Raw genomic sequence first — 26,222 nt, 5'->3', positions numbered from 1 at the left:
GGATACACACCATGATCCACAACGATGTACTGCGCAGCGTGCGCTACATGCTCGACATCAGCGACGGCAAGGTTGCCGACATCACCGCTTTGGGCGGACTGGAAATCAGCAAGGCCGACGTCATCAGCTACACCAAGAAGGACGAAGAAGAAGGCTTCGTGCATTGTCCGGACGCTGTCCTGGCGCACTTTCTCGATGGCTTGGTGATCTATCGCCGCGGTCGCGACGAGAGCCGCCCCGCCCAGGCGGTCGAGCTGCCGGTCACCAACAACATCGTCTTGAAAAAACTGCGCGTGGCCTTCGAACTCAAGGAAGACGACATGCACGCCGTGCTCAAGTCGGTCGACTTTCCGGTGTCCAAACCTGAACTGAGCGCCTTGTTTCGCAAGTTTGGCCACAACAACTACCGTGCGTGCGGCGACCAGTTGCTGCGCAACTTCCTCAAGGGCCTGACCCTGCGAGTCCGCGGCTGAGCCCCATGGCCTACAGCGTCGAACCCATCGGTTTTGTCCGTTCCTGCTTCAAGGAAAAGTTCGCCATCCCGCGCCAGCCGCAACTGGCGCCGGCCGCGCGCGGCGTGCTGGAGCTGCTGCCACCGTTCGATCAGGGTGAGGCCGTGCAGGGCCTGGAACAGGTCAGCCATGTATGGCTGCTGTTCCTGTTCCATGAGGCCCTGGAAGACAAGCCGCGTTTGAAGGTCCGTCCGCCGCGCCTGGGCGGCAACAAGTCGATCGGCGTTTTCGCCACGCGGGCCACCCATCGGCCCAATGGCATCGGTCAATCGGTGGTCCGCCTGGACAAGGTCGAAGGCGCGCGCCTGCACCTCTCCGGCATCGATTTGCTCGACGGCACGCCGGTGCTGGACATCAAACCCTACGTGCCCTATGCCGACAACGTGCCTGCTGCCGTCAACGCCATCGCCAGCGCCGCGCCCGAGCCCATTGCCGTGCAGTGGCTGGACGCGGGACTGGCGCAAGCCAGGACGCATGCCATGCGCCTGGGTGAGCCGTTGGTGGCGTTGATCGAGCAATGCCTGGCCCAGGATCCGCGCCCGGCCTACCAGAAGCCTGCCCCCGAGCGCGAATACGGTGCCCGGTTCTGGGATGTGGACGTGCGCTGGCATTACCCGCGCCCCGACTGCATCTGCGTGCTGGAAGTGGTGCTCTCCTGAGCCTGCGCATCGCCCACAAAAAAACCGCCCGAGGGCGGTTTTTTCATGGTGCTGGCCAGCCGCTTACTTCTCGACGAAGGCGCGCTCGATCAGGTAGTCACCCGGCTCGCGCATGCGCGGCGAGACGGTCAGGCCGAAGCTGTTGAGCACTTCGCTGGTTTCGTCGAGCATGCTCGGGCTGCCGCACAGCATGGCACGGTCGTCCTGCGGGTTGATCGGCGGCAGGCCGATGTCGCTGAACAGCTTGCCGCTGCGCATCAGATCGGTCAGGCGGCCTTCGTTCTCGAACGGCTCGCGCGTCACGGTGGGGTAGTAGATCAGCTTGTCGCGCAGTGCCTCGCCGAAGAATTCGTTCTGCGGCAGGTGCTCGGTGATGAACTCGCGGTAGGCGACCTCGTTCACGTAGCGCACGCCATGGCAAAGAATGACCTTTTCGAAACGCTCGTAGGTTTCCGGATCCTGGATGACGCTCATGAACGGCGCGAGGCCGGTGCCGGTGCTCAGCAGGTACAGGTGCTTGCCCGGCTTGAGGTCATCGAGAACCAGCGTGCCGGTGGGCTTCTTGCTGATGATGATCTCGTCGCCTTCCTTCAGGTGCTGCAGCTGCGAGGTCAGCGGGCCATCGGGCACCTTGATGCTGAAGAACTCCAGATGCTCTTCCCAGTTCGGGCTGGCGATCGAATAGGCGCGCATAAGCGGGCGGCCGGTGGGTTGTTGCAGGCCGATCATCACGAACTGCCCGTTCTCGAAGCGCAGGCCCGGATCGCGGGTGCACTTGAAGCTGAACAGGGTGTCATTCCAGTGATGAACACTGAGTACACGTTCGTGGTTCATGTTGCTCATGTACGGGGCTCCTAGAAAAAGCGTACGCCTGACAGGGGCGCGATTGCGCAATAGTTTACGGGGCTCAACAATATCTGTTAAATGGATTATTAAGATATGGGTAATCGGTTATATAGATATGCGATTCACACTTCGTCAATTGCAGGTATTCGTCGCCGTGGCCCAGCAGGAAAGCGTGTCACGCGCCGCCAACCTGCTGTCGCTGTCGCAGTCGGCGACCAGCACCTCGATCACCGAGCTCGAACGGCAATCGAGCTGTCAGTTGTTCGATCGCGCCGGCAAGCGCCTGAGTCTCAACGCCCTGGGTCATCAACTGCTGCCCCAGGCCGTGGCCCTGCTCGACCAGGCCAAGGAAATCGAAGACCTGCTCAACGGCAAGTCAGGATTCGGTTCATTGGCAGTAGGCGCGACTTTGACCATCGGCAACTATCTGGCCACTCTGCTGATCGGCCGTTTCATGCAGGTGCACCCGGAAAGCCAGGTCAAGCTGCATGTCCAGAACACTGCGAACATCGTTCAGCAGGTGGCGCACTATGAAATCGACCTGGGGCTGATCGAGGGTGACTGCAGCCATCCAGACATCGAGGTGCAACCCTGGGTCGAAGACGAGTTGGTGGTGTTCTGTGCGCCACGGCATCCATTGGCTTCGGTGCCCAGTGCCAGCCTGGCCTTGCTGACCCAGGAGGCGTGGATTCTGCGCGAACAGGGCTCGGGCACGCGCCTGACATTCGACCAGGCCATGCGTCACCATCGTCTGGCACTCAACATCCGCCTGGAACTGGAACACACCGAAGCGATCAAGCGCGCCGTGGAGTCCGGGCTGGGCATCGGGTGCATTTCCCGGCTGGCACTGCGCGATGCCTTTCGGCGCGGCAGCCTGGTGCCGGTGCACACGCCCGAGCTGGATCTGGCGCGGCAGTTCTATTTCATTTGGCACAAACGCAAGTACCAGACCTCGGCCATGCGCGAGTTTCTCGACCTGTGCCGCGCCTTCACCGCCGGCGCGCAGCGCAGTGACGAGATCGTCCTGCCCGACATCGCCTGAGCCAGGCATCGGTCAAAGCAGAATCACAGCCCACACCAGCACGATCATGCTCAAGGCAACGAACTGAGCTGCGCTGCCCATGTCCTTGGCATTCTTCGACAATGGGTGACGCTCCAGCGAGATGCGATCGATAGCCGCCTCGATCGCCGAGTTGAGCAATTCAACGATCAACGCCAGCAGGCACACCGCGATGAGCACCGCGCGCTCCACGCGGCTGACCTGCAACAAAAAGCTCAGCGGCACCAGCACGACGTTGAGCAACACCAACTGGCGAAACGCCGCTTCGCCAGTGAAGGCTGCACGCAGACCATCGAAGGAGTAACCCGTAGCATTGAGAATACGTTTGAGGCCGGTCTGGCCCTTGAAAGGTGACATGCGCGACGATCCAGGAAAGGAAGACGGCCGACGATGAAACGTTCGGCGTGAAAAAGGCGTGACGGTGCAGCTCAGTTGGCGGAGGTTGACTCCAATTGTTGCAACAGCAGGGCAGCCTGGGTGCGAGTACGCACGCCGAGCTTGCGAAAGATCGCTGTTACATGGGCCTTGATGGTGGCTTCCGACACGCTCAACTCGTAGGCGATCTGCTTGTTCAACAAACCTTCGCACACCATGGTCAGTACCCTGAACTGTTGGGGCGTCAGGCTGGCAAGCCCCTCGCTGGCGGCCTTGGCTTCCGCCGAAACGCTGACCGCCTCGAATGCCTGCGGCGGCCACCAGACTTCCCCATCCAGCACCTCGCGTACGGCCGCTTGAATGGTTTCGAGCGAACTGGACTTGGGAATGAAGCCACTGGCGCCGAATTCACGCGAGCGCACCATGACCCAGGCGTCTTCCTGAGCCGAAACCATCACCACGGGTATGTGCGGATACTGGCCGCGCAGCAATACCAACCCGGAAAAACCGTAGGCGCCGGGCATATTCAGGTCCAGCAGCACCAGGTCCCAGTCGGCCTTTTCGTCCAGGCGCCCTTCGAGCTCGGCAATACTCGCCACCTCTACCAGACGCACTTCTGCGCCCAGACCCATGGTCAAGGCTTGATGCAGCGCGCTGCGAAACAGCGGATGGTCGTCGGCGATCAGGATTTCGTAAGTTGCCATCGATCACAGGATTCCAGGAAATGAAGCCGTTCGGACAGTATCCGCCCGATTCGGCGCCAAGAATGCCGACCCCGGCCATGGTGGTCAAGCGACTCCATGGCCAGAGCCCGCGTCGCCGCCAGGATTATAGATAGTCGGCCAGAAACCGATGCGCCGCATCGGTCTCGTCCACTGGCTCCTGGAATTTCGCTGCCAGGTAATGCGCACTGAACACATCGAGGTAGGCATCCAGTACGCGCGCCGCCTGCTCGTCGCCGGCCAGCTCCAGACACAGCGCCGCCACCTCGGCGGTGCAGAAGTGATCGTCGCGCTTGGAGCGGCGCAAGGTGTAGCGCGACAGTTGTTCGGGCGCCAGGCTCAACACCGGCAGCGAGGCCAGGTACGGACTCTTGCGGAACATCTTTCGCGCTTCGGTCCAGGTAGCGTCCAACAGTATGAACAAAGGCCGTCGACCGAGCTGCGGCGCCACGCTGCTGGTTACCCGCTGCGGCTCGACGAACTCTCCGGGAAAGACCAGATAGGGCTGCCACTGCGGATCCGCCAAAAGTGCCAGCAACCGCGGGTCGACGGCTACGCGCGACCACATGAAGGCGTGGGTGTCGGCGATCACGTCGGCAATCAGCCAGCCGGTGTTGCTCGGCTTCATGGGTTCCACGTCATGCATCAGCAGGCACATGGCCGACCGTGCGTTGACATTGGGACGCCACGCGCACAGGCAGTACTGCGGAATGACTCGGCAACGCGGGCATCGAGGCGCGCGTGAACCCCGTGCGGTAAATGGCTGGGTACTGCGCGCCAGGCGCTCGGCGCGCAGACGGGAAACGGCATGGCTCATTGCGGATCACGGTAGAGTCTGGGGGCGCGGATTCTAACAGAGCTGGCTCCGGAACGATGTCGATGGTGAGCAGACGTGCCGCGCCGTATAATCGGCTACCCTCAGAGGTGGGTGAACGCCTGCGCCATTGGCAGGTCTTACGCCCACTTGTCTTGCCCGGCTTTTCGCCCAGGAGTGTTTCATGCTGCGCTTTATCGCCCCGTCCCTCGCCTTGCTGCTTGCCTTGCCGCTGGCCGCCCACGCTGCATCGCTGAAGGAACTGGAGCTGTCGAAAAACCTGCAGAAAGTGGCTCAGCAAAGCAGTGTGGGTACACCGCGCGCAATCAATGAAGACATCCTCGATCAGGGTTTCACCGTCGAAGGCAACCAACTGGTCAATCACTTGAGCGTTCGCGAAAGCCAGGCCTACGAGATGCGCCGCGACCCCAAAACCGTTTACCTGCAACTGGGCGCAAGCGTATGTCGCAACAAGGGTTTTCGTGATCTGATGGCACAGGGCGCCGTGATGCGCTATGACTTCACCGAATACAAGACCAATCGCGCCATCGGCAGCCAGTCCTACACTGCCAAGGACTGCGGCAAGTAATACTCCAGGAAATGTGGCGGTGCTACTCGACGAACACCGCTGCCTCATCGGCAGAAGGGATCAGTCCAGATCCTTGCCGTTGAGCAGGCGAGAAATCAGCTCCATCGGGTAGCCCCGATAGGCCAGAAAACGCGTCTGCTGGGCGCGCTCCTTGAGTTCAACGGGAAGCCTGGCAGCGAATTTGCGCTCCCAGAGCTCGCGTAGCTGCAACGCCCAATCGAATCCGCTTTGACGAAGTGCCTGCTCGACATCGGCGCGCTGCAAACCGCGCTGGGTCAGGTCTTCGCGTATTCGTGCGGGACCGTAGCCGGAGTTGGCCCGATAGCGAATGAAGCTTTCCAGGTAGCGTGCTTCCGACAACAAGCCTTCGTCGGTCAGACGATCAAGCTCGGTATCGATCATTTCGGGAGGGGCGCCGCGCTGACGCAATTTGCGCGTCAGCTCGACTCGACCATGCTCGCGACGTGCGAGCAGGTCCATGGCAGACCGTCGCACGGCGACGGGTGTATCCAATACGACAGGTGGCATGAGGCTGATCAGAAATCGGCTTCAGCTTCAGCCGTATCGGCAGCTGGTGCAGTGGCGGAAGCCTTGTCAGCTGCAGCCTTGTCGGTACCGCCAGTCAGCAGCTTGTCGCGGATCTGCTTTTCCAGGGTGGCCTTGATCTCGGGGTTGTCTTGCAGGAACTTGGCCGAGTTGGCCTTGCCCTGACCGATCTTGCTACCTTGATAGCTGTACCAGGCGCCCGATTTCTCCAACAGGCCGTTGGCCACACCCAGGTCGACGATTTCACCGTTGAGGTAGATGCCCTTGCCGTACAGGATCTGGAATTCAGCCTGACGGAATGGCGGTGCCACCTTGTTCTTGACGACCTTGACGCGGGTTTCGCTGCCCACCACTTCGTCGCCTTCCTTGACCGCGCCGGTCCGGCGAATGTCCAGACGAACCGATGCGTAGAACTTCAGCGCATTACCACCGGTGGTGGTTTCCGGGCTGCCGAACATCACACCGATCTTCATGCGGATCTGGTTGATGAAGATGACCAGGCAGTTGGCGTTCTTGATGTTACCGGTGATCTTGCGCAGTGCCTGCGACATCAGGCGTGCCTGCAGACCGACGTGCATGTCGCCCATCTCGCCTTCGATCTCGGCCTTGGGTACCAGTGCAGCGACGGAGTCGACGATGATGACGTCAACCGCATTGGAGCGCACCAGCATGTCGGTGATTTCCAGCGCCTGCTCACCGGTGTCCGGCTGGGATACCAGCAGGTCATCGACATTGACGCCCAGCTTGCCGGCGTACTCGGGATCCAGCGCGTGCTCGGCGTCGACGAAGGCGCAGGTTGCACCGGCCTTCTGGGCCTGGGCGATGACCGACAGCGTCAACGTGGTTTTACCCGACGATTCCGGGCCATAGATCTCGACGATCCGGCCTTTTGGCAGACCACCGATACCCAGCGCGATATCCAGGCCGAGCGAACCGGTAGAGATGGCCGGGATCGCTTGGCGCTCGTGGTCACCCATGCGCATGACAGCGCCTTTACCGAATTGACGTTCGATCTGACCCAGGGCCGCAGCCAAGGCACGCTTCTTGTTGTCGTCCATTGAAGTCCTCACGTAATCAATAAGGCCTGACGGCCATAACACCTGTATAAGTAGCCAGTATTATTCCACACACCATGCCCCTCGCCTACCCCTGAAATGGTTTTTCTCCAGTGGCAAGGTGTAACAAACCCTGCAGGGCTGCCACGACGGTTTGCCGGCGCACGGCCTCGCGGTCGCCGGCAAACTGCTCGCGTCGACAAAACGTCTGCGCACCGTCAGCCCAGGCCAGCCATACCGTGCCGACAGGCTTTTCAGCGGAGCCGCCGCCGGGGCCGGCAACGCCGCTGACCGCCACCGCAAAGCGCGCTTTGCTGTGGCCCTGAGCACCGCGCACCATGGCTTCGACCACTTCGCGGCTGACCGCCCCGACCTGCTCGAACAGCTCGCTCGGAACCTGCAGCTGAGCGGTTTTCTGCGCATTGGAATAAGTGACGTAGCCGGCCTCGAACCAGGCCGAACTGCCGGCGATGCGAGTGATCGCCTCGGCGATACCGCCTCCCGTGCAGGACTCCGCCGTGGTGGCTTGGGCGCCCAGGGCAAGCAGGTGCTGGCCGAGTTCGGCAGAGAGTGAGGTCGAGGCGTCCATAACAGCTCCTTGATCAGGCGGCCGATGAGGCTACGCCCTCCTGCCATGCAGGTCAAAAGTCGCCATGGCGTGCCTGCGTATGACCGGCCCGAAGGGCAATCGTGCCACCGCGTAACCGGTGCCAACGTCCTACATGGTGAAAAAAATCCCTGTACTATTGGCGCCTGCCTTACGTCCCCAAGACACCCGCGAGCTAAGTCCTTGAATGTCCGATTTTTCTAACCACACCCCGATGATGCAGCAGTACTGGAAGCTGAAGAATCAGCATCCCGACCAGTTGATGTTCTACCGCATGGGCGACTTCTACGAAATCTTCTACGAGGATGCGAAGAAGGCTGCCAAATTGCTCGACATCACCCTGACCGCCCGTGGACAGTCGGCGGGGCAGTCGATCCCCATGTGCGGTATTCCCTACCATGCCGCCGAGGGCTACCTGGCCAAACTGGTCAAGCTGGGCGAGTCGGTGGTGATCTGCGAGCAGATCGGCGACCCGGCCACCAGCAAGGGGCCGGTCGATCGGCAAGTGGTACGGATCATCACGCCCGGCACGGTCAGTGACGAAGCACTGCTCGACGAGCGCCGCGACAACCTGATCGCGGCCGTGCTGGGCGACGAGCGCCTGTTTGGCCTGGCGGTGCTGGACATCACCAGCGGCAGCTTCATGGTCATGGAGTTGGCGGGATGGGAAAACCTGCTGGCGGAGCTCGAGCGGATCAACCCGGTCGAACTGCTGATTCCCGATGACTGGCCGCAAGGGTTGCCGGCGGAAAAGCGCAAGGGCTCGCGCCGCCGGGCGCCCTGGGACTTCGAACGGGACACTGCGCACAAGAGCCTGTGCCAGCAGTTCGCAACCCAGGATCTCAAGGGCTTCGGCTGCGAGAAGCTGACGCTGGCCATCGGCGCCGCCGGCTGCCTGCTCGGCTACGCCAAGGAAACCCAGCGCACCGCCCTGCCCCACCTGCGCAGCCTGCGTCACGAACGGCTGGACGACACGGTGGTGCTGGACGGCGCCAGTCGCCGCAACCTGGAGCTGGACACCAACCTTGCCGGCGGACGCGACAACACCCTGCAATCGGTCATCGACCGCTGCCAGACCGCCATGGGCAGCCGCCTGCTGACCCGCTGGCTCAATCGACCACTGCGTGACCTCAAGGTGTTGCAGGCGCGTCAGGGCTCCATCGGCTGCCTGCTCGAGGGCTACCGCTTCGAAAGCCTGCAACCGCAGCTCAAGGAAATCGGCGACATCGAGCGAATTCTCGCGCGAATCGGCCTGCGCAACGCCCGACCGCGGGACCTGGCGCGACTGCGCGATGCGCTGGCCGCCCTGCCCGAACTGCAGGTGGCAATGGCCGAACTCGAAGCGCCGCACCTGGCGCAGCTGGCGGCCATTGCCGGGACCTACCCGGAACTGGCCGATCTGCTGGCCAAGGCCATCGTCGACAATCCGCCCGCCGTCATCCGCGACGGCGGCGTACTGAAAACCGGCTACGACAGCGAGCTGGACGAATTGCTGTCGCTGAGCGAGAACGCCGGCCAGTTCCTGATCGACCTGGAAGCCCGGGAAAAAGCCCGTACGGGCCTGTCCCACTTGAAAGTGGGTTACAACCGCGTCCACGGCTACTTCATCGAACTGCCCAGCAAGCAGGCCGAACAAGCCCCGGCGCACTACATCCGGCGGCAGACGCTCAAAGGTGCCGAGCGCTTCATCACCCCTGAACTCAAGGCCTTCGAAGACAAGGCGCTGTCGGCCAAGAGCCGTGCCCTGGCCCGTGAGAAATCGCTGTACGAAGCGTTGCTGGAAAACCTCATCGGCCATCTGCCGCCACTGCAGGACACCGCCGCGGCGCTGGCTGAACTGGACGTGCTGAGCAACCTCGCCGAGCGAGCGCTGAACCTGGACCTCAATTGCCCCCGCTTCGTCGACGAGCCGTGCCTGCGTATCAACCAGGGTCGCCACCCGGTCGTGGAACAAGTGCTCACCACACCCTTCGTGGCCAACGACCTGAGCCTGGACGACAGCACCCGCATGCTGGTGATCACCGGTCCGAACATGGGCGGTAAATCCACCTACATGCGCCAGACTGCCTTGATCGTGTTGCTGGCGCACATCGGCAGTTTCGTGCCAGCGGCCAGTTGCGAGTTGTCGCTGGTGGACCGTATTTTCACCCGAATCGGCTCCAGTGATGACCTGGCTGGCGGCCGCTCGACGTTCATGGTGGAGATGAGCGAAACCGCGAACATCCTGCACAATGCCACCGAGCGCAGCCTGGTGCTGATGGACGAAGTGGGCCGCGGCACCAGCACGTTCGATGGCTTGTCGCTGGCCTGGGCTGCCGCCGAATGCCTGGCCGGACTGCGCGCCTATACCTTGTTCGCCACTCACTACTTCGAGCTGACCGTGCTGCCGGAAAGCCAGCCACTGGTGGCCAACGTGCACCTGAGCGCCACCGAACACAACGAGCGCATCGTTTTTCTACACCATGTGCTGGCTGGCCCTGCCAGCCAGAGCTACGGGTTGGCGGTCGCGCAATTGGCCGGGGTACCGGCCGCAGTCATCCTGCGCGCCAAGGAACACCTGAGCCGTCTGGAAACCACAAGCCTGCCCCATGAAACCCCAACGCCCATGCCCGGCAAGACAGCGAAGCCCCATCAGGCTGACCTGTTTGCCAGCCTGCCGCACCCGGTGCTGGAACAGATTGCCAAGACCGACATCGATGGACTGACCCCGCGGCAAGCGATCGAATTGCTCTATGCACTGAAGAACCGGGTCTAACGCTTATTCCTACAAGCTGATAGAATCCCGCGCGGTTTGGGAATGCCAATGGCTTTTAGCCTGGTCTGCGGCTGACCTGCCCAAACCAAGCGGCCCTGTGAAGGGCTTCGCTGCCGCCGCCTGAGGAGAGAAATAGAAATGACCTTCGTCGTCACCGACAACTGCATCAAGTGCAAATACACCGACTGCGTGGAAGTCTGTCCGGTGGACTGCTTCTACGAAGGCCCGAACTTCCTGGTGATTCACCCGGATGAGTGCATCGACTGCGCACTGTGCGAGCCTGAATGCCCGGCCCAAGCCATCTTCTCCGAAGATGAAGTGCCCGAGGACATGCAGGAATTCATCCAGCTGAACGTGGACTTGGCCGAAGTCTGGCCGAACATTACCGAGAAGAAGGATGCGCTGCCCGAGGCTGAAGCGTTCGACGGCGTGAAAGGCAAGATCAAGGACCTGGAGCGCTAGGGCACGCTCGTTGCCTCGTGCCAGCTGATAGCGACCGCCACGCCTGCCGCGCAGGCGTGCGTGACACCGGACGGCGCGGCTGGCCACTCGCTCTCGACCTCAAAAAAAAGTCAAAAAAAGGGGCGGTAATGAGCCGCCCACCTTTCCCTGTCCCTTTTATCCCTGTCATCGTCCTGATGAATCGCGTCACTGCGATATCCCTTTTGGGCGCTCGATCCTGAGCACCTGTGTCGTCCCTGAACACGCCTTGATATTAACGCATCCGGTGCGTAGGACAACCGTGAATAATCCCCATCATAATCTGACTTGGGTGTCAGCTTATTCGATAATGTGTTCAAGAACGTGCAGTTAGATAGACAAGAGTTCCAGCTTACAAAACTTTGACTGGATAAATAGCCAAAGGCTTACACAAGGTCACAGTGAACACTGACAACATCGCACTGCGACTAGGCCAACAATAAAAACGCCCCTTGAAAAAGGGGCGTTCAAGTCGTGCGGTAACGGCGGCTATTGAAACAATGACTCGCTGGACAGCCCGTTCTTTTCGAGTATCTCGCGTAGTCGCTTGAGGCCTTCCACCTGGATCTGTCGCACGCGCTCGCGGGTCAAGCCGATTTCCAGGCCAACGTCTTCCAGCGTGCTGCTCTCGTGGCCCCGCAGGCCAAAACGGCGTACCACCACCTCGCGCTGCTTGTCGGTCAGCTCGGACAGCCACTGGTCTATGCTCTGCGAGAGGTCGTCGTCCTGCAGCAGCTGCAAGGGGTCGGTGGGCCGGTCATCGGTCAGGGTGTCGAGCAAGGTCTTGTCCGAATCCGGCCCGAGCGAGACATCCACCGAGGACACCCGCTCGTTGAGCCCAAGCATGCGCTTGACCTCGCCCACCGGCTTTTCGAGCAGGTTGGCGATTTCTTCGGGGGATGGTTCGTGATCGAGTTTCTGGGTCAGTTCGCGCGCGGCGCGCAGGTAGACGTTGAGCTCCTTGACCACGTGAATGGGCAGGCGAATGGTCCGAGTCTGATTCATGATCGCCCGTTCGATGGTCTGTCGGATCCACCAGGTGGCGTAGGTCGAAAAACGGAAACCACGCTCGGGATCGAATTTCTCGACCGCACGAATCAGCCCCAGATTGCCCTCCTCGATGAGGTCGAGCAAAGACAGGCCGCGATTGACATACCGGCGGGCGATCTTGACCACCAGGCGCAGGTTGCTCTCGATCATGCGTTTGCGACCGGCCGGGCATCCGCTCTGGGAAAGTCGTGCGAAGTGCACCTCTTCTTCGGGAGAAAGCAGAGGCGAAAAACCGATTTCATTCAAATACAGCTGGGTCGCATCGAGCGCCCGCGTGTAGTCAATGTATTTATGCTGTTTGAGCGATGTGGAATTGCGTGCCTTGGTGCGAACCGCAGGTGCAGCAGGTTCTTCGTTCGACATCACATCCAATACGACGCCGGGTTCCATAAGGAGCACCTCATCGTCGATGTCAAACTCCGGCGCTTCTTTGCTGAGAGCCATTGTTATAGTCCTTTGCTGAGTTCGACCTCAAGCTCCAGCGGCGCCAATCTCCATGGCAGCGCGTGAGCCCGTCCCCACTACGTGGAGGAACAGGCTGGTAGTGCAAATCAACGACGTGGCAGGAATTGCAGCGGATCTACGGGCTTGCCTTGGCGGCGAATCTCAAAATGCAGCTTCACCCGGTCCGTCCCCGTTGAACCCATTTCGGCAATTGTCTGACCGACCTTGACCTGCTGACCCTCCCGAACCAACAACCTGCGGTTATGACCGTAGGCACTGACGTAGGTATCGCTGTGTTTGATGATGACCAATTCGCCGTAGCCCCTCAAACCACTCCCGGCGTAGACCACCGCACCATCAGACGCAGCAAAAACAGGCTGTCCCAAATCACCGGCGATATCAATTCCTTTATTCAAACTGCCGTTTGAAGCGAATTTTCCGATCAAAACACCGTTTGCCGGCCACGCCCAGCCGCCCTGGGTGCGCTCGCCGGCAGGTACCGGAGTGGGCGAAGGCACGGGAATGGCAACGCTGCTGGTGGCGGTCGGTGCTGGGGTGAGCGGACGGCGGGTGACGGTGGTGCGGCTCGAGGAAGACGCAGACGCGCCGCTCTGGGTAGTCACCACGGTGGTGGCTGGCGCGCCCGAGTTGCCGTCGAAGCGGATCACCTGGCCTGGGCGGATGGTATAGGGCACGGGAATGTTATTGCGCGCAGCCAAGGCCTTGTAGTCCCAGCCGTAGCGAAAGGCGATGGAAAACAGCGTATCGCCTCGCCTGACTGCGTATTGGCCTGTGGTCACGGGCTGTCGCTGCGCCGCTTTGGCCGCGTTGTTGCGATCGACCACGCTGACCTGGCTGGAGGTGCTGGAACAGCCGGACAGAAAGGCTGCGACCGCAACCCCGAGCATCAGGAGCTTGACGCTCGAACTACCTGCACGCTGCCCAATGATTGTGAGGCTCACCCGCCGCTCCTTTGTTGTGGTGACAAGAAAATATCCAACTTCACTACTCGACTACAAGGCGCATGGGTGCAAGCTGTGGCCATGCCTGCGCCATGACCCGCTGTCAGACAGACGGCGCCGCGCAGAATTCACTGCAGGAGCCCGGGCCGGTCACGCCAGCGGACCATTGAGCAACGGCACGAACCGCACGGCTTCCAGAACATGCCGGGAGAACCCGTGCTCTTCGCGTACGATCAACATCAGTTGCTGAACGTCGCCGGAGCCTACCGGGATCACCAGCCGGCCACCGGGCGCGAGCTGATCGAGCAGGGCCTGGGGCACATCGGTCGCCACTGCGGTAACGATGATGCCGTTGTACGGTGCCAGGGCCGGCCAGCCTTCCCAGCCATCGCCCCAGCGAAAGACCACGTTGCGCCGCTCGAGCGTCTGCAGGCGTTCCTTGGCGCGATCCTGCAGGACCTTGATCCGCTCGACCGAGAACACCCGCTCGACCAGCTGCGACAGCACGGCGGTCTGGTAGCCCGAGCCGGTGCCGATCTCCATGACCTTGTCCAGTGGCCCCGCCGCCAGCAGCAGCTCGCTCATGCGTGCAACCATGTAGGGCTGGGAAATGGTCTGGTTGTGGCCGATCGGCAGTGCGGTGTCTTCGTAGGCGCGGTGCGCCAGTGCTTCGTCGACGAACAGATGGCGCGGTGTGCGACGCAGTACCTCGAGCACCTGGGTATTGGCCAGGCCTTCGTCGCACAGGCGCTGAATCAAGCGTTCGCGCGTGCGCTGCGAAGTCATGCCGATGCCATGGTGCTGATTGTCTCTCTGGCGCATCAGCCAAGCTCCTCCAGCCAACCTTGAACGTGGCCGAAGGCCGCGTTGAAGGTGCGATCCAGTTGCAGTGGCGTGACCGACACGTAGCCCTGCATGACGGCATGGAAATCGGTGCCCGGGCCGCCATCTTCGGCGTCGCCGGCCACGGCGATCCAGTAGCCCGGCTTGCCCCGCGGGTCGACCATGCGGATCGGCGCCGCAGCCCGTGCCCGATGGCCCAGGCGAGTCAGCACCATGCCGCGGATACGCTCGATCGGCAGGTTGGGGATGTTCACGTTGAGCACGGTACGAGGCGGCAGGTTCAACCGGTCTCGGGCCTCGATCAGCTTGCGCGCGTAGTAGGCTGCCGTCGGCAGGTGCTCAGGCTGGCGAGACAACAACGAGAACGCAAACGAGGTATGCCCCAGAAAACGCCCCTCGAGGGCAGCAGCCACCGTGCCCGAATACAGCACGTCGTCGCCCAGGTTGGCCCCCAGGTTGATACCTGAAACCACCAGGTCGGGCTCGAAAGGCAGCAGGCCGTTCAGGCCCAGGTGCACGCAGTCGGTGGGTGTGCCGTTGACGCTGATGAAGCCGTTGGGCAAGGTCTGCGGATGCAGCGGCCGGTCCAGCGTGAGCGAACTGCTGGCGCCGCTACGGTCCTGATCGGGGGCGATCACCGTGCACTGGGCATAGTCCTGCAACACGTCGTGAAGCGCGGCCAGGCCGGGGGCGGTGACCCCATCATCGTTGGAAATCAGAATACGCATGGACTTTCCGTCTGCCCTGTCGGCACCAGATCGACGAGTTCGCGCACCACGACAGTGGCGAAGCAACCGGCCGGCAGGACGAAGTGCAACTGCAGGATGTCAGGCTCGGGATAATGCCACGTCAGCTCGCCGATGGGCAGCCGCAGGATGCGTCGCTCCTGTGCCAGGCCCGCTTTTGCAAGCCAGGCACACAGCGCCGGGTGCTGGTCGCCGATGGCATTTTCCAGCTCGGCGCAGCGACCGGCGGCGACCGATGCGCCCTCGCCCCACAGCGCTCCGGTAGGGTGCAGGTCGAGGATGTCCAGGCGTGGATCACTGCATTCGGCTTCACCGGCGGGAAAGAAGCTGCGGCTGTCGGTGAACGCCAGCAGATCACCGATCCGGGCGCGGTTCCAGGTACCGTCGGCGACGCGCGCGGCAAGTATCTGGTTGAACAGGAAACTGCGCGCCGTGGAGAGCAGCCGCGAACGCACATTGCGCTGCTCGGGCAGCGCCTGGCGTTCGGCATACTGCTGAGCGTCGAACACATTGCCGCCCTGGAAACCGAAGCGCTGGGTGCCGAAATAATTCGGTACGCCGGTCTGCTGGATTTCTCCAAGGCGCGCATCGAGCGCGGCCCGGTCGGCCTTGAGCGCGGTCAGGCGCACGGTGAAGCCGTTGGCCGAGTGCGCACCGCGTTGCAGTTTGCGCGAGTGCCGGGCCTGCTTGAGGATGGCCAGGGTGTCGCCCTGCGCCGCGCTCAGGTCCGGATCGGCCTTGCCTGGCAGATGCAGGCTGAACCACTGCCGGGTCAGCGCCTGGCGATCCTTGAGGCCTGCATAGCTGACCGTGCGCAACGGCACGCCAGCGGCCTTGGCCAGACGGCGGGCTGCCTCTTCGGTATTGAGGTTGCGTTTCTCGACCCAGAGCCAGAGGTGCTCGCCCTGGCCGGCCAAGGGAATGTCCAGCACTTCGTCGACCTGGAAGTCTTCGGCGCTGGCCTTGAGTACGGCGCTGCCCAGGCTGTCGCCCGTGGCCCGCGGACCCAGCAATTCGAATTCGGTCATGCGCGCAGCAACAAGGCGACCGCATGCACGGCGATACCTTCCTCGCGCCCGGCGAACCCGAGCTTTTCGGTAGTGGTCGCCTTGACGTTGACTTGATCCAGCTCCACGCCCAGGTCGGCGGCGATCCGTTCACGCATGGTTTCTATGTGGGGCGCCATTTTCGGCGCCTGGGCGACGATGGTGGCGTCGACATTGCCGACCTTCCAGCCTTTGCTCGCCACGACCGCGAGCACGTGGCGCAACAGCACGCGGCTGTCCGCGCCCTTGAACTGCGGATCGGTGTCGGGAAAATGCTTGCCGATGTCGCCCAAGGCAGCTGCGCCGAGCAAGGCATCGCTCAAGGCATGCAGTACGACGTCGCCGTCGGAATGAGCCAGCAGGCCGAACTTGTGTGGGATTCGCACGCCACCCAGGGTAATGAAGTCACCCTCGGCGAAACGGTGCACGTCGTAGCCGTGGCCAATACGCATAGAAAAAAACGCCCCGATTGAGTCAGGGCGTGATTCTACCTGCTTTGGCGCAGGTTTGGCGGATCAAAACATCTGCAGGTGACTGTGCTGGCGCCTTCGCGGGCAGAGAGCGCCAGCGCCGTCACTTCAAGGCCTTTGCATGATGGCGCAAATGGTCATCGATGAAGCTGGCGATGAAGTAGTAGCTGTGGTCATAGCCCGGTTGCATGCGCAGCGTCAGTTCATAGCCGGCCGACTTGGCCGCCTGACTCAGAGCCTGGGGCTTGAGCTGGCTCTCGAGGAAATCATCGCGATCGCCTTGATCCACCAGCAGCGGCAGATGTTCCGCCGCATCGGCGATCAGCACGCTGGCATCCCATTCGCGCCAACGCGAGCGCTCCTCGCCCAGGTAATGGGAAAACGCTTTCTGGCCCCAGGGGCAATCCATCGGATTGCTGATGGGCGAGAACGCCGAGATCGACCGATACCGCCCCGGATTGCGCAGCGCGCAGACCAGCGCTCCGTGGCCACCCATGGAATGGCCACTGATGGAGCGCTTGTCCGACGCGGGGAAATGCGCCTCCACGATGGCTGGCAATTCATGCACCACATAGTCATGCATGCGGTAATGCTGCGCCCACGGCTGCTCGGTGGCGTTCAGATAAAACCCGGCACCCAGACCGAAATCCCATGCCTGGTCCGGATCATCCGGCACTCCCGCCCCGCGTGGGCTGGTGTCGGGCGCAACGATGATCAAGCCCAACTCGGCAGCCAGCTCCAGGCCGCCGGCCTTCTGCATGAAGTTCTCGTCGGTACAGGTCAGCCCCGACAGCCAGTACAGCACCGGCAACTTGCCGCCCTGCTCCGCTTGCGGCGGCAGGTACACGGCGAAGGTCATGTCGCAACCCAGCTCCTTGGAGCGGTGCTTGTAGCGTTTGTGCCAGCCGCCGAAGCTCTTCTGGCAGGACAGGTTTTCCAGGCTCATGGCAGACCTCAGAAGTGGATGACCGAACGAATGCTCTTGCCTTCATGCATCAGGTCGAACGCTTTGTTGATGTCTTCCAGGCCCATGGTGTGGGTGATGAAGGTATCCAGCGGAATCTCGCCGGTCTCGGCCATTTCGACGTAGCTGGGCAACTCGGTACGCCCGCGCACGCCACCGAATGCCGAACCGCGCCAGACCCGTCCGGTGACCAGCTGGAAAGGGCGCGTGGCGATTTCCTGGCCAGCGCCGGCCACGCCGATGATCACCGACTCACCCCAGCCCTTGTGGCAGCATTCGAGCGCCGCACGCATCAGTTGCACGTTGCCGATGCACTCGAACGAGAAGTCCACGCCGCCATCGGTAAGGTCGACGATGACTTCCTGGATCGGCCGGTCATATTCCTTGGGATTGATGCAGTCGGTTGCACCCAGCTGGCGGGCGATCTCGAATTTGCTTGGGTTGATGTCGACGGCGATGATGCGACCGGCCTTGGCCTTGACCGCACCGATGATGGCCGACAGACCGATACCGCCCAGGCCGAACACGGCCACGGTATCGCCCGGCTTGACCTTGGCCGTGTTGAGCACCGCGCCGATACCGGTGGTGACGCCACAACCCAACAGGCAGACCTTTTCCAGCGGCGCCTGCTTGTCGATCTTCGCTACCGAGATCTCCGGCAACACGGTGTACTCGGAGAACGTCGAGGTGCCCATGTAATGGAACAGTTCCTTGCCGTTGTACGAGAACCGCGTGGTGCCGTCCGGCATCAAGCCCTTGCCTTGGGTGGCGCGAATGGCCTGGCACAGGTTGGTCTTGCCCGATTTGCAGAACTTGCACTGGCGGCATTCGGGCGTGTACAGCGGAATGACGTGATCGCCCACCGCAACCGAAGTGACCCCTTCGCCTACCGCTTCGACGATGGCGCCACCTTCGTGGCCCAGTACCGACGGGAAGATGCCTTCAGGGTCCGCACCCGACAGGGTGTAGGCATCGGTATGGCAGACCCCGGAAGCGACCACGCGCAACAGGACTTCGCCTGCCTTGGGCATGGCCACGTCGATCTCGACGATTTCCAATGGCTTGTTGGCTTCGAATGCAACCGCAGCGCGGGACTTGATCATCAATGCTTGCTCCTGAAATGAACGGGACTGCCAACAGTGTAATTCATGGGCGGATGCGGAATAATCGCCCCTTTCGCAAAACATTGATGCCGTACAGGGATAATCGAGTGAATGAAAACCGCTGGGAGGGTATCGACGAGTTCGTCGCAGTGGCCGAGTGCGCGCACTTCACGGCCGCAGCGCAGCGGCTGGGCGTGTCGTCGTCCCACGTCAGTCGCCAGATCGCTCGATTGGAAGAACGCCTGCAGACCCGCCTGCTCTATCGCAGCACGCGACGGGTAGCGCTGACCGAGGCAGGGCAGACATTCCTCCAGCATTGCCAACGCCTGCAGGACGGTCGCGACGAAGCCTGGCGCGCCATGAGCGACCTGACCGGTGAACCCAAGGGACTGCTGCGCCTGACCTGCGCCGTGGCCTATGGCGAGCGCTTCATCGTGCCGCTGGTCACGCGCTTCATGGGGCTGTACCCGCAACTGCGCGTGGAGATCGAGCTGAGCAACCGCACCCTCGATCTGCTTCACGAAGGTCTGGACCTGGCCATCCGCCTGGGACGCCTGCAGGACTCGCGACTGGTGGCAACCAGGCTGGCGCCGCGGCGAATGTTCCTGTGCGCTTCACCGCACTACCTGGCGCGCTATGGCCGGCCCCACAGTGTGTCGGAGTTGACGCGGCACAACTGCCTGGTGGGCAGTTCGGATATCTGGCCGCTGCAGGTCGATGGCAAGGAGCAGGCACAACGCGTGCAGGGCAACTGGCGCTGCAACAGTGGCCAGGCGGTCCTCGACGCGGCGTTGCAGGGCGTCGGGCTGTGTCAGCTGCCTGATTACTACGTGCTGGAACACTTGCGCAGCGGCGCACTGGTGTCGCTGCTGGAGGCGCACCAGCCGCCCAACACGGCGGTGTGGGGGCTTTATCCGCAACAGCGGCACTTGTCGCCGAAGATCAGGAAGCTGGTCGATTATCTCAGAGAAGGGTTGGCCGAGAGGCCAGAGTATCTGTAGGAGCGGTCATCGGCCGCGAACGACGCCACCTCCCCTTCCCTCAGCCACGCATCGCCCAACGCTGGCGCAGCCACTCCAGATCTTCAGGCCGGGTGACCTTGAGGTTGTCCGCCCGGCCCTCCACCAGCTTCGGCGCGAAACCGGCCCACTCGATGGCCGAGGCCTCGTCGGTAATCGCCACTCCGGCCACAAGGCTATCGGCCAGAGCCCGATGCAGGGCGCCCAGACGAAACATCTGTGGCGTGAACGCTTGCCAGATCGTGCTGCGATCCACCGTATGCTGAACCCGCCCAGTCGCATCGGCACGCTTGAGCGTGTCGCGCGCGGGCACGGCCAACAGACCGCCGACGCTGTCATCAGCCAGCTCGGCAAGCAGTTTGTCGAGGTCGGTGCGAGAAAGGTTGGGCCGCGCCGCATCGTGCACCAGCACCCAATCACTGCCGTCGGCGCCCTGGGCGTGTAAATGCAGCAAGGCGTTGAGCACCGAGTCGGCACGCTCGCGACCACCGGCAACGCGCTGGATCAGCTCGTTGCTGGCACTGGGCAGGTCGGGCCAGAACGGGTCATCGGCGGCGATGCTGACGAGCACGCCCTTGAGCTGTGGATGGCCGAGGAAACAGTCGATGCTGTGTTCCAGGATCGTGCGACCGCCCAAGGTCAGGTACTGCTTGGGGCGGTCCGCTGCCATGCGCGCACCTACGCCCGCAGCGGGAATCACTGCCCAGAAGGCTGGCAGCGAGGTATTCATTGGGCCAACTGGTAGAGGGTTTCACCCTCCTTGACCATGCCCAGTTCATGGCGAGCGCGTTCTTCGACGGTCTCCATGCCCTTTTTCAATTCGAGTACTTCGGCGTCCATCACGCGATTGCGCTCCAGCAGCCGTTCGTTCTCGGCATGCTGTTCGGCGATCTGCTGTTTCAGCTCGGCTACCTGCTTGAGACTTCCGTTTCCGACCCACAGGCGATACTGCAAACCACCCAGGAGCAGAAGCAAGACAAGAAACAACCAATAAGGACTGCGCATCACGTTACCCAGTGGTAAAAAACTTCAACTCTGCGACCAGATAGCACGAAGCCTGGCATCCGCCAGGCTCCGCATGTCGTCTTTCTACCATCTATTGCTTAGCCGCGAAACTCGTCGCGACCACGATAGATCGCCTTGGAACCCAACTGCTCTTCGATACGCAGCAGTTGGTTGTACTTGGAAACACGGTCCGAGCGGCACAGCGAGCCGGTCTTGATCTGGCCCGCAGCGGTGCCCACGGCCAGGTCGGCAATGGTCGAATCTTCGGTTTCACCGGAACGGTGCGAGATTACCGCGGTGTAGCCGGCAGCCTTGGCCATCTGGATGGCTTCCAGGGTTTCGGTCAAGGTACCGATCTGGTTGAACTTGATCAGGATGGAGTTGGCGATCTTCTTGTCGATGCCTTCCTTGAGGATCTTGGTATTGGTCACGAACAGGTCGTCACCCACCAGCTGGACTTTTTCGCCGATCTTGTCGGTGAGAATCTTCCAGCCAGCCCAGTCGGATTCGTCCAGGCCGTCTTCGATCGAGATGATAGGGTAGCGCTCGGTCAGGCCCTTGAGGTATTCGGCGAAACCTTCGGCGTCGAACTTGTGGCCTTCACCGGCCAGGTCGTAGGTGCCGTTTTCGAAAAACTCGCTGGCGGCGCAGTCCAGGGCCAGGGTCACGTCGGTGCCCAGTTTGTAGCCGGCTTTCTCGACGGCTTCGGCAATGGCGCTCAAGGCATCTTCGTTGGACGCCAGGTCCGGCGCGAAACCACCTTCGTCACCGACAGCAGTGCTCAGGCCGCGAGCTTTCAATACCGCCTTGAGGTGGTGGAAGATCTCGGTGCCCATGCGCAGGGCGTCGGAAAAGGTCTTGGCGCCAACCGGCTGGACCATGAATTCCTGAATGTCGACGTTGTTGTCGGCGTGCTCGCCACCGTTGATGATGTTCATCATCGGCACGGGCATGGAGTAGACGCCCGGCGTGCCGTTGAGGTTGGCGATGTGCGCGTACAGCGGCAGGTCCTGATCCTGTGCGGCGGCCTTGGCTGCGGCCAGGGACACGGCGAGGATGGCGTTGGCGCCCAGCGAAGCCTTGTTCTCGGTACCGTCCAGGGCAATCATGGCGTGATCCAGACCCTTCTGGTCGACCGGATCCTTGCCCAGCAGCGCATCGCGGATCGGGCCATTGATGTTGGCCACAGCCTTCAGAACGCCCTTGCCCATGTAGCGGCTCTTGTCGCCGTCACGCAGCTCCAGCGCTTCGCGCGAGCCGGTGGAAGCGCCCGACGGTGCGCAGGCGCTGCCGATGATGCCGTTTTCCAGAAGCACGTCGGCTTCTACGGTAGGGTTGCCACGGGAGTCGAGAACTTCACGACCTTTGATGTCGACGATTTTTGCCATTGTTATGAACACTCCAAAGTAGACGAGACGACGCAGCTTGGGCTTTAGCGATCCCCTCGCGGGCATAGACCCGCTCCCACCGGGCTCGATGTGGGAGCGGGTCTCTGCCCGCGAAAGGGTCACCGCAACAAATCGGGCACTACTTTACCGCAATCAGGCCGTTTCGATCGCCGGGAAACCTTTGACCAATTCATCCAGCGCCTTGAGCTGGGCAAGAAACGGTCCCAGCTTGTCCAGGCGCAGCGCGCAGGGGCCGTCGCATTTGGCGTTGTCCGGGTCCGGGTGGGCTTCCAGGAACAGACCGGCCAGGCCCTGGCTCAGGCCAGCCTTGGCCAGGTCGGTGACCTGGGCGCGACGGCCACCGGCCGAGTCGCTGCGACCGCCCGGCATCTGCAGGGCGTGGGTCACGTCGAAGAACACCGGGTACTCGAACGACTTCATGATGCCGAAGCCGAGCATGTCCACTACCAGGTTGTTGTAGCCGAAGCTCGAACCGCGCTCGCAGAGGATCAACTGGTCGTTACCGGCTTCCTCGCACTTGGTCAGGATGTGTTTCATTTCCTGCGGCGCGAGGAACTGGGCTTTCTTGATGTTGATGACCGCGCCGGTCTTGGCCATGGCCACCACCAGGTCGGTCTGGCGCGACAGGAAGGCAGGCAGCTGAATGATGTCGCAGACTTTGGCAACCACGGCGGCCTGTTCAGGCTCGTGCACGTCGGTGATCAGCGGCACGTTGAAGGTCTTCTTGATCTCTTCGAAGATGCGCATGCCCTCCTCCAGGCCGGGGCCGCGGTAGGAGGTCACCGAAGAACGGTTGGCCTTGTCGAAGCTGGCCTTGAACACGTAGGGGATGCCGAGCTTGTCGGTCACACGCACGTATTCTTCACAGACCTTGAGGGCCATGTCGCGTGATTCCAGCACGTTCATGCCACCGAACAACACGAACGGCTTGTCGTTGGCGATCTCAATATCGCCAACGCGGATGATCTTCTGCGCCATGGTGATCAGGCCTTCTTCTGATGTTGAGCCAATGCGGCCTTGACGAAGCCGGTGAACAACGGATGACCGTCACGCGGCGTCGAGGTGAACTCGGGGTGGAACTGGCAGGCCACGAACCATGGATGGTCCTTGGACTCGACCACTTCGACCAGCGCGCCGTCACCCGAGCGCCCGGAGACGACCAGCCCGGCTTCGACCAGTTGCGGCAGCAGGTTGTTGTTCACTTCGTAGCGATGACGATGACGCTCGACGATCACGTCGCGGGCGTAGCAGTCGTGGACCTTGGAGCCGCCGACCAGCTGGCAGTCCTGCGCGCCCAGACGCATGGTGCCGCCCAGGTCGGAGGCTTCGGTGCGGGTTTCCACGGCGCCGGTGGCGTCTTCCCACTCGGTGATCAGACCGACGACCGGATGGCCGCTGGCGCGATCGAATTCGGTGGAGTTGGCGTCTTTCCAGCCCATGACGTTACGGGCGAACTCGATGACCGCCACCTGCATGCCCAGGCAGATACCCAGGTACGGCACCTTGTTCTCGCGAGCGTACTGCACGGCGGTGATCTTGCCTTCCACGCCACGCAGGCCAAAGCCGCCGGGGACCAGAATGGCGTCGACGCCTTCGAGCAGGGCGGTGCCCTGGTTCTCGATGTCTTCGGAATCAATGTAGCGCAGGTTGACCTTGGTGCGGTTGCTGATGCCGGCATGGCTCATCGCTTCGATCAGCGACTTGTAGGCATCGAGCAGCTCCATGTACTTGCCGACCATGGCGATGGTCACTTCGTGTTCAGGGTTCAGCTTGGCATCGACCACCGCTTCCCATTCGGACAGGTCGGCGCCGCCGCATTGCAGACCGAAGCGCTCGACGACGAAATCGTCCAGACCCTGGGAGTGCAGGATGCCCGGGATCTTGTAGATGGTATCGGCGTCTTCCAGGGCAATCACCGCACGCTCTTCGACGTTGGTGAACTGAGCGATCTTGCGGCGCGAAGACGTGTCGATTGGGTGATCGGAACGGCACACCAGCACATCAGGCTGCAAGCCGATGGAGCGCAGTTCCTTGACCGAATGCTGGGTAGGCTTGGTCTTGGTCTCACCCGCGGTGGCGATGTAGGGGACCAGCGTCAGGTGCATCAGCATGGCGCGCTTGGCACCGACCTCGAAACGCAGCTGGCGGATCGCTTCCAGGAACGGCTGGGATTCGATGTCGCCAACGGTGCCGCCGATTTCGACCATGGCCACGTCGGCATCGCCGGCGCCCTTGATGATGCGCCGCTTGATCTCGTCGGTGATGTGCGGGATGACCTGGATGGTCGCGCCCAGGTAATCACCACGGCGCTCCTTGCGCAGCACGTGCTCGTACACCCGGCCGGTGGTGAAGTTGTTGTTCTGGGTCATGGTCGTGCGGATGAACCGCTCGTAGTGCCCCAGGTCCAGGTCGGTCTCGGCGCCGTCGTGGGTGACGAACACTTCACCGTGCTGGAACGGGCTCATGGTGCCCGGGTCGACGTTGATGTACGGGTCCAGCTTGAGCATGGTGACTTTGAGCCCCCGCGCCTCCAGGATGGCCGCCAATGAAGCCGAGGCAATGCCTTTCCCCAATGAAGAAACAACACCGCCCGTGACGAAGATGTAGCGCGTCATGAAAAACCCTAGAAGTCTGCGTTAAAGCGGCAGAAGCCGCCGGGGAAAGCGAAGGAAGGCCGAAGCCCCCGACGGCCAAAAACGGTTTGGCAATCGGCAACGTCCGTGAATCCGGTGGGTTCACAGAAGTTGTATCAAGAAGGGAGCGTAGTCTACCGGATTCCCCCTTTCATCTCAAACTCTGCTCGCCGGTTGTCGGCGACCAGAGCAGTCGTCCTTCGATGGCAGACAGCGGCAGGTTGGCCACGGCAACCAAGCGGTCGTGGATGAACAGCAGCGGCAAACGATCGCGCACGAACCCTGGCAGCCGGCTTTCATTGAGCAAGCGCTTGAGGTCACGCTCGCCGCGAACGGGCAGGCGCAGGCGCTCGCCGCCCTGGCGGTAGCGGATCTGCGCGTGCCCCGGCAACGGGCCGCCCTGCCAATGCACCTCGCCGTTGCCGACCAACTGCAAGGCTTGTCGGGTGTCTGGCCAATCCTGAGACGGGGGCTGGGCCTGCGACCATTGGCCACTGACCCACCAGATCCGCCCGTGGGCCCTGTGCAGCTCGCCGTCGGCCAGGCGCCAGACGGGCGTAGCGGCGGGATCCGCGTCGCGCAGGGACGTCCAGCCAACCCAGTGCTGGGTATCGGGCAAGCGCGTCAGAGGCGCAAGCCAGTATTGCAGGGCATTGCGCTGACGGCTTTCGGACAGGGTACGAAGCGGCGCCAGGGTCAGGCTGGGCAATGCCAGCCAGGAAGGTTCGCCAGCTGCGTGCGCAGGCGCAAGGTCCGCGGCGGCCAGTTCATCCAGCAGCTGCGCCGCCTCGCTCAGGTGCGCGGCGGCCCTGGCGATACTGCCGGCAGCCTGGGGCCAGCGCGCCGTGATCACGGGCAGGACCTCGCCACGCAGATAGTTGCGAGAGAAACGCGTGTCGGCGTTCGAGGGGTCTTCGATCCACTGCAGGCCATGGTTGCGAGCGTAGGCAAGCAACTCGGCGCGAGGCTCGTCGAGCAACGGCCTCACCAGTATCCCCTGCCCTTGCGGTCGCTGCCTGGGCATTGCCGCAAGCCCTCGCACACCGGCGCCGCGCAGCAGACGAAACAGTACGGTTTCGGCCTGATCGTCCTGATGCTGGGCTGCGAACAGCACATCAGCGGCGCCGAGCAGCGCATCGAAAGCGCGATAGCGCGCCTGGCGTGCGGCTTGCTCCAGGCTGGCACCGTCCTGCACTCGAACCTTGATCACTTGCAGGGGCACATCGAGCTGATCGCAGAGTGCCTGGCAGTGGGCAGGCCAGGTGTCGGCAACCGCTTGCAGGCCGTGATGGATATGAATGGCGGCCAGCGCTGGACGGTTGGGCACGCTGGCCAACAGGTGCAGCAGGACGGTGGAATCAAGGCCACCGGAGAGGGCGAGGTGCCAGGCGGGGGATTGCAGATAAGGCTGCAGCCTGTTGCTCAGGCGCTGGGCCAGGGCGGAGGGTTCACGCATGGGGCGACCCCTTTTCAGTCCATGGTTCGGGATCGGCGGTGCGCTCTTCGCG

28 protein-coding genes are annotated in these 26,222 nt (G+C 62.3%); 7 read left to right on the top strand and 21 right to left on the bottom strand.

The window, feature by feature from the left end:
• Positions 1 to 11: 11 nt before the first annotated feature.
• Positions 12 to 473 carry a YehS family protein gene (locus tag H7993_RS10000; protein WP_122476512.1) on the top strand — a complete coding sequence of 154 codons (462 nt, stop codon included), beginning with the start codon at positions 12 to 14 and terminating at the stop codon, positions 471 to 473.
• 5 nt (positions 474 to 478) lie between these two features.
• Entirely contained in the window at positions 479 to 1,171 is a 693-nt protein-coding gene (gene tsaA, locus H7993_RS09995; RefSeq protein WP_185794279.1) for a tRNA (N6-threonylcarbamoyladenosine(37)-N6)-methyltransferase TrmO, read from the top strand.
• Positions 1,172 to 1,234: 63 nt separating this feature from the next.
• Here tsaA and fpr read toward each other — a convergent pair whose 3' ends face one another.
• Positions 1,235 to 2,014 (bottom strand): ferredoxin-NADP reductase, encoded by a 780-nt coding sequence (fpr, locus tag H7993_RS09990; RefSeq protein WP_122476516.1) that lies wholly within the window; start codon positions 2,012 to 2,014, stop codon positions 1,235 to 1,237.
• A 118-nt stretch (positions 2,015 to 2,132) separates the two neighbouring features.
• Here fpr and H7993_RS09985 point away from each other — a divergent pair, with 118 nt between their 5' ends.
• Complete coding sequence (locus H7993_RS09985) at positions 2,133 to 3,059, top strand: LysR family transcriptional regulator (RefSeq protein WP_122476517.1); 927 nt, start codon at positions 2,133 to 2,135, stop codon at positions 3,057 to 3,059.
• A gap of 12 nt (positions 3,060 to 3,071) precedes the next feature.
• Here the strand turns inward: H7993_RS09985 and H7993_RS09980 are convergent, their stop codons facing one another.
• The 3 genes from H7993_RS09980 to H7993_RS09970 all read right to left on the bottom strand — a co-directional run bounded on the left by H7993_RS09980 (position 3,072) and on the right by H7993_RS09970 (position 4,991).
• Positions 3,072 to 3,434, bottom strand: coding sequence for a diacylglycerol kinase (locus tag H7993_RS09980; RefSeq protein WP_122476519.1), 363 nt, complete (start codon positions 3,432 to 3,434; stop codon positions 3,072 to 3,074).
• 71 nt (positions 3,435 to 3,505) lie between these two features.
• Positions 3,506 to 4,156, bottom strand: a complete 651-nt coding sequence (gene erdR, locus H7993_RS09975) for a response regulator transcription factor ErdR (RefSeq protein ID WP_122476520.1) — start codon at positions 4,154 to 4,156, stop codon at positions 3,506 to 3,508.
• A gap of 124 nt (positions 4,157 to 4,280) precedes the next feature.
• Entirely contained in the window at positions 4,281 to 4,991 is a 711-nt protein-coding gene (locus H7993_RS09970) for a tRNA-uridine aminocarboxypropyltransferase (RefSeq protein ID WP_185794278.1), read from the bottom strand.
• A gap of 181 nt (positions 4,992 to 5,172) precedes the next feature.
• On the opposite strand from H7993_RS09970, the gene H7993_RS09965 reads away from it, so the two are divergent.
• Positions 5,173 to 5,577: a PA3611 family quorum-sensing-regulated virulence factor gene (locus H7993_RS09965; protein WP_122476523.1), complete on the top strand. Its 405-nt coding sequence runs from the start codon at positions 5,173 to 5,175 to the stop codon at positions 5,575 to 5,577.
• Between the two features lie 60 nt (positions 5,578 to 5,637).
• On the opposite strand, the gene recX is transcribed toward H7993_RS09965, so the two are convergent.
• From recX to H7993_RS09950, 3 genes are all read right to left on the bottom strand, one after another.
• On the bottom strand, positions 5,638 to 6,105 hold the full coding sequence (recX, locus tag H7993_RS09960) for a recombination regulator RecX (RefSeq protein WP_185794277.1): 468 nt from the start codon (positions 6,103 to 6,105) through the stop codon (positions 5,638 to 5,640).
• An 8-nt stretch (positions 6,106 to 6,113) separates the two neighbouring features.
• Entirely contained in the window at positions 6,114 to 7,181 is a 1,068-nt protein-coding gene (gene recA, locus H7993_RS09955) for a recombinase RecA (RefSeq protein WP_122476527.1), read from the bottom strand.
• An 85-nt stretch (positions 7,182 to 7,266) separates the two neighbouring features.
• A complete protein-coding gene (locus H7993_RS09950; protein WP_185794276.1) occupies positions 7,267 to 7,767 on the bottom strand; it encodes a CinA family protein in 501 nt (166 codons plus the stop codon).
• 205 nt (positions 7,768 to 7,972) lie between these two features.
• On the opposite strand from H7993_RS09950, the gene mutS reads away from it, so the two are divergent.
• Both mutS and fdxA read left to right on the top strand, forming a co-directional pair.
• The gene (gene mutS, locus H7993_RS09945) at positions 7,973 to 10,540 is read left to right on the top strand and encodes a DNA mismatch repair protein MutS (protein ID WP_185794275.1); all 2,568 of its coding nucleotides are present in this window, start codon (positions 7,973 to 7,975) and stop codon (positions 10,538 to 10,540) included.
• A gap of 138 nt (positions 10,541 to 10,678) precedes the next feature.
• Positions 10,679 to 11,002, top strand: coding sequence for a ferredoxin FdxA (gene fdxA, locus H7993_RS09940; RefSeq protein WP_122476533.1), 324 nt, complete (start codon positions 10,679 to 10,681; stop codon positions 11,000 to 11,002).
• A gap of 507 nt (positions 11,003 to 11,509) precedes the next feature.
• On the opposite strand, the gene rpoS is transcribed toward fdxA, so the two are convergent.
• The 8 genes from rpoS to H7993_RS09900 form a co-directional block, all read right to left on the bottom strand.
• The gene (rpoS, locus tag H7993_RS09935; RefSeq protein ID WP_122476535.1) at positions 11,510 to 12,514 is read right to left on the bottom strand and encodes an RNA polymerase sigma factor RpoS; all 1,005 of its coding nucleotides are present in this window, start codon (positions 12,512 to 12,514) and stop codon (positions 11,510 to 11,512) included.
• Positions 12,515 to 12,621: 107 nt separating this feature from the next.
• Positions 12,622 to 13,476 (bottom strand): peptidoglycan DD-metalloendopeptidase family protein, encoded by an 855-nt coding sequence (locus H7993_RS09930; RefSeq protein ID WP_122714020.1) that lies wholly within the window; start codon positions 13,474 to 13,476, stop codon positions 12,622 to 12,624.
• 150 nt (positions 13,477 to 13,626) lie between these two features.
• On the bottom strand, positions 13,627 to 14,262 hold the full coding sequence (locus H7993_RS09925) for a protein-L-isoaspartate(D-aspartate) O-methyltransferase (protein WP_185794556.1): 636 nt from the start codon (positions 14,260 to 14,262) through the stop codon (positions 13,627 to 13,629).
• A gap of 35 nt (positions 14,263 to 14,297) precedes the next feature.
• Positions 14,298 to 15,047 carry a 5'/3'-nucleotidase SurE gene (surE, locus tag H7993_RS09920; protein WP_185794274.1) on the bottom strand — a complete coding sequence of 250 codons (750 nt, stop codon included), beginning with the start codon at positions 15,045 to 15,047 and terminating at the stop codon, positions 14,298 to 14,300.
• Entirely contained in the window at positions 15,035 to 16,093 is a 1,059-nt protein-coding gene (gene truD / locus H7993_RS09915; protein WP_122476540.1) for a tRNA pseudouridine(13) synthase TruD, read from the bottom strand. The genes surE and truD overlap by 13 nt, the downstream gene beginning before the upstream one ends.
• Positions 16,090 to 16,563, bottom strand: coding sequence for a 2-C-methyl-D-erythritol 2,4-cyclodiphosphate synthase (ispF, locus tag H7993_RS09910; protein WP_122476541.1), 474 nt, complete (start codon positions 16,561 to 16,563; stop codon positions 16,090 to 16,092). The genes truD and ispF overlap by 4 nt, the downstream gene beginning before the upstream one ends.
• Positions 16,564 to 16,684: 121 nt before the next feature.
• Entirely contained in the window at positions 16,685 to 17,527 is an 843-nt protein-coding gene (gene fghA / locus H7993_RS09905) for an S-formylglutathione hydrolase (RefSeq protein WP_122476543.1), read from the bottom strand.
• Positions 17,528 to 17,535: 8 nt separating this feature from the next.
• A complete protein-coding gene (locus tag H7993_RS09900) occupies positions 17,536 to 18,648 on the bottom strand; it encodes an S-(hydroxymethyl)glutathione dehydrogenase/class III alcohol dehydrogenase (RefSeq protein WP_185794273.1) in 1,113 nt (370 codons plus the stop codon).
• Positions 18,649 to 18,755: 107 nt separating this feature from the next.
• Between H7993_RS09900 and H7993_RS09895 the strand changes: the two genes are divergently transcribed.
• A complete protein-coding gene (locus H7993_RS09895; RefSeq protein WP_122476546.1) occupies positions 18,756 to 19,649 on the top strand; it encodes a LysR family transcriptional regulator in 894 nt (297 codons plus the stop codon).
• Positions 19,650 to 19,689: 40 nt separating this feature from the next.
• Here the strand turns inward: H7993_RS09895 and ispD are convergent, their stop codons facing one another.
• The 6 genes from ispD to tilS all read right to left on the bottom strand — a co-directional run bounded on the left by ispD (position 19,690) and on the right by tilS (position 26,170).
• The gene (gene ispD, locus H7993_RS09890; protein WP_185794271.1) at positions 19,690 to 20,397 is read right to left on the bottom strand and encodes a 2-C-methyl-D-erythritol 4-phosphate cytidylyltransferase; all 708 of its coding nucleotides are present in this window, start codon (positions 20,395 to 20,397) and stop codon (positions 19,690 to 19,692) included.
• Entirely contained in the window at positions 20,394 to 20,672 is a 279-nt protein-coding gene (ftsB, locus tag H7993_RS09885; RefSeq protein ID WP_043185120.1) for a cell division protein FtsB, read from the bottom strand. Before ftsB ends, ispD begins: the two co-directional genes overlap by 4 nt.
• 98 nt (positions 20,673 to 20,770) lie before the next feature.
• The gene (eno, locus tag H7993_RS09880) at positions 20,771 to 22,060 is read right to left on the bottom strand and encodes a phosphopyruvate hydratase (RefSeq protein ID WP_185794270.1); all 1,290 of its coding nucleotides are present in this window, start codon (positions 22,058 to 22,060) and stop codon (positions 20,771 to 20,773) included.
• A 153-nt stretch (positions 22,061 to 22,213) separates the two neighbouring features.
• Entirely contained in the window at positions 22,214 to 23,059 is an 846-nt protein-coding gene (kdsA, locus tag H7993_RS09875) for a 3-deoxy-8-phosphooctulonate synthase (RefSeq protein ID WP_185794269.1), read from the bottom strand.
• Between the two features lie 5 nt (positions 23,060 to 23,064).
• Complete coding sequence (locus H7993_RS09870) at positions 23,065 to 24,696, bottom strand: CTP synthase (protein WP_122476552.1); 1,632 nt, start codon at positions 24,694 to 24,696, stop codon at positions 23,065 to 23,067.
• Positions 24,697 to 24,865: 169 nt separating this feature from the next.
• On the bottom strand, positions 24,866 to 26,170 hold the full coding sequence (tilS, locus tag H7993_RS09865) for a tRNA lysidine(34) synthetase TilS (RefSeq protein ID WP_185794268.1): 1,305 nt from the start codon (positions 26,168 to 26,170) through the stop codon (positions 24,866 to 24,868).
• Positions 26,171 to 26,222 lie beyond the last annotated feature (52 nt).

Source organism: Pseudomonas baltica (assembly GCF_014235765.1).
Lineage (GTDB): Bacteria > Pseudomonadota > Gammaproteobacteria > Pseudomonadales > Pseudomonadaceae > Aquipseudomonas > Aquipseudomonas baltica.
This window is presented reverse-complemented; position numbering and strand designations above follow the sequence as displayed.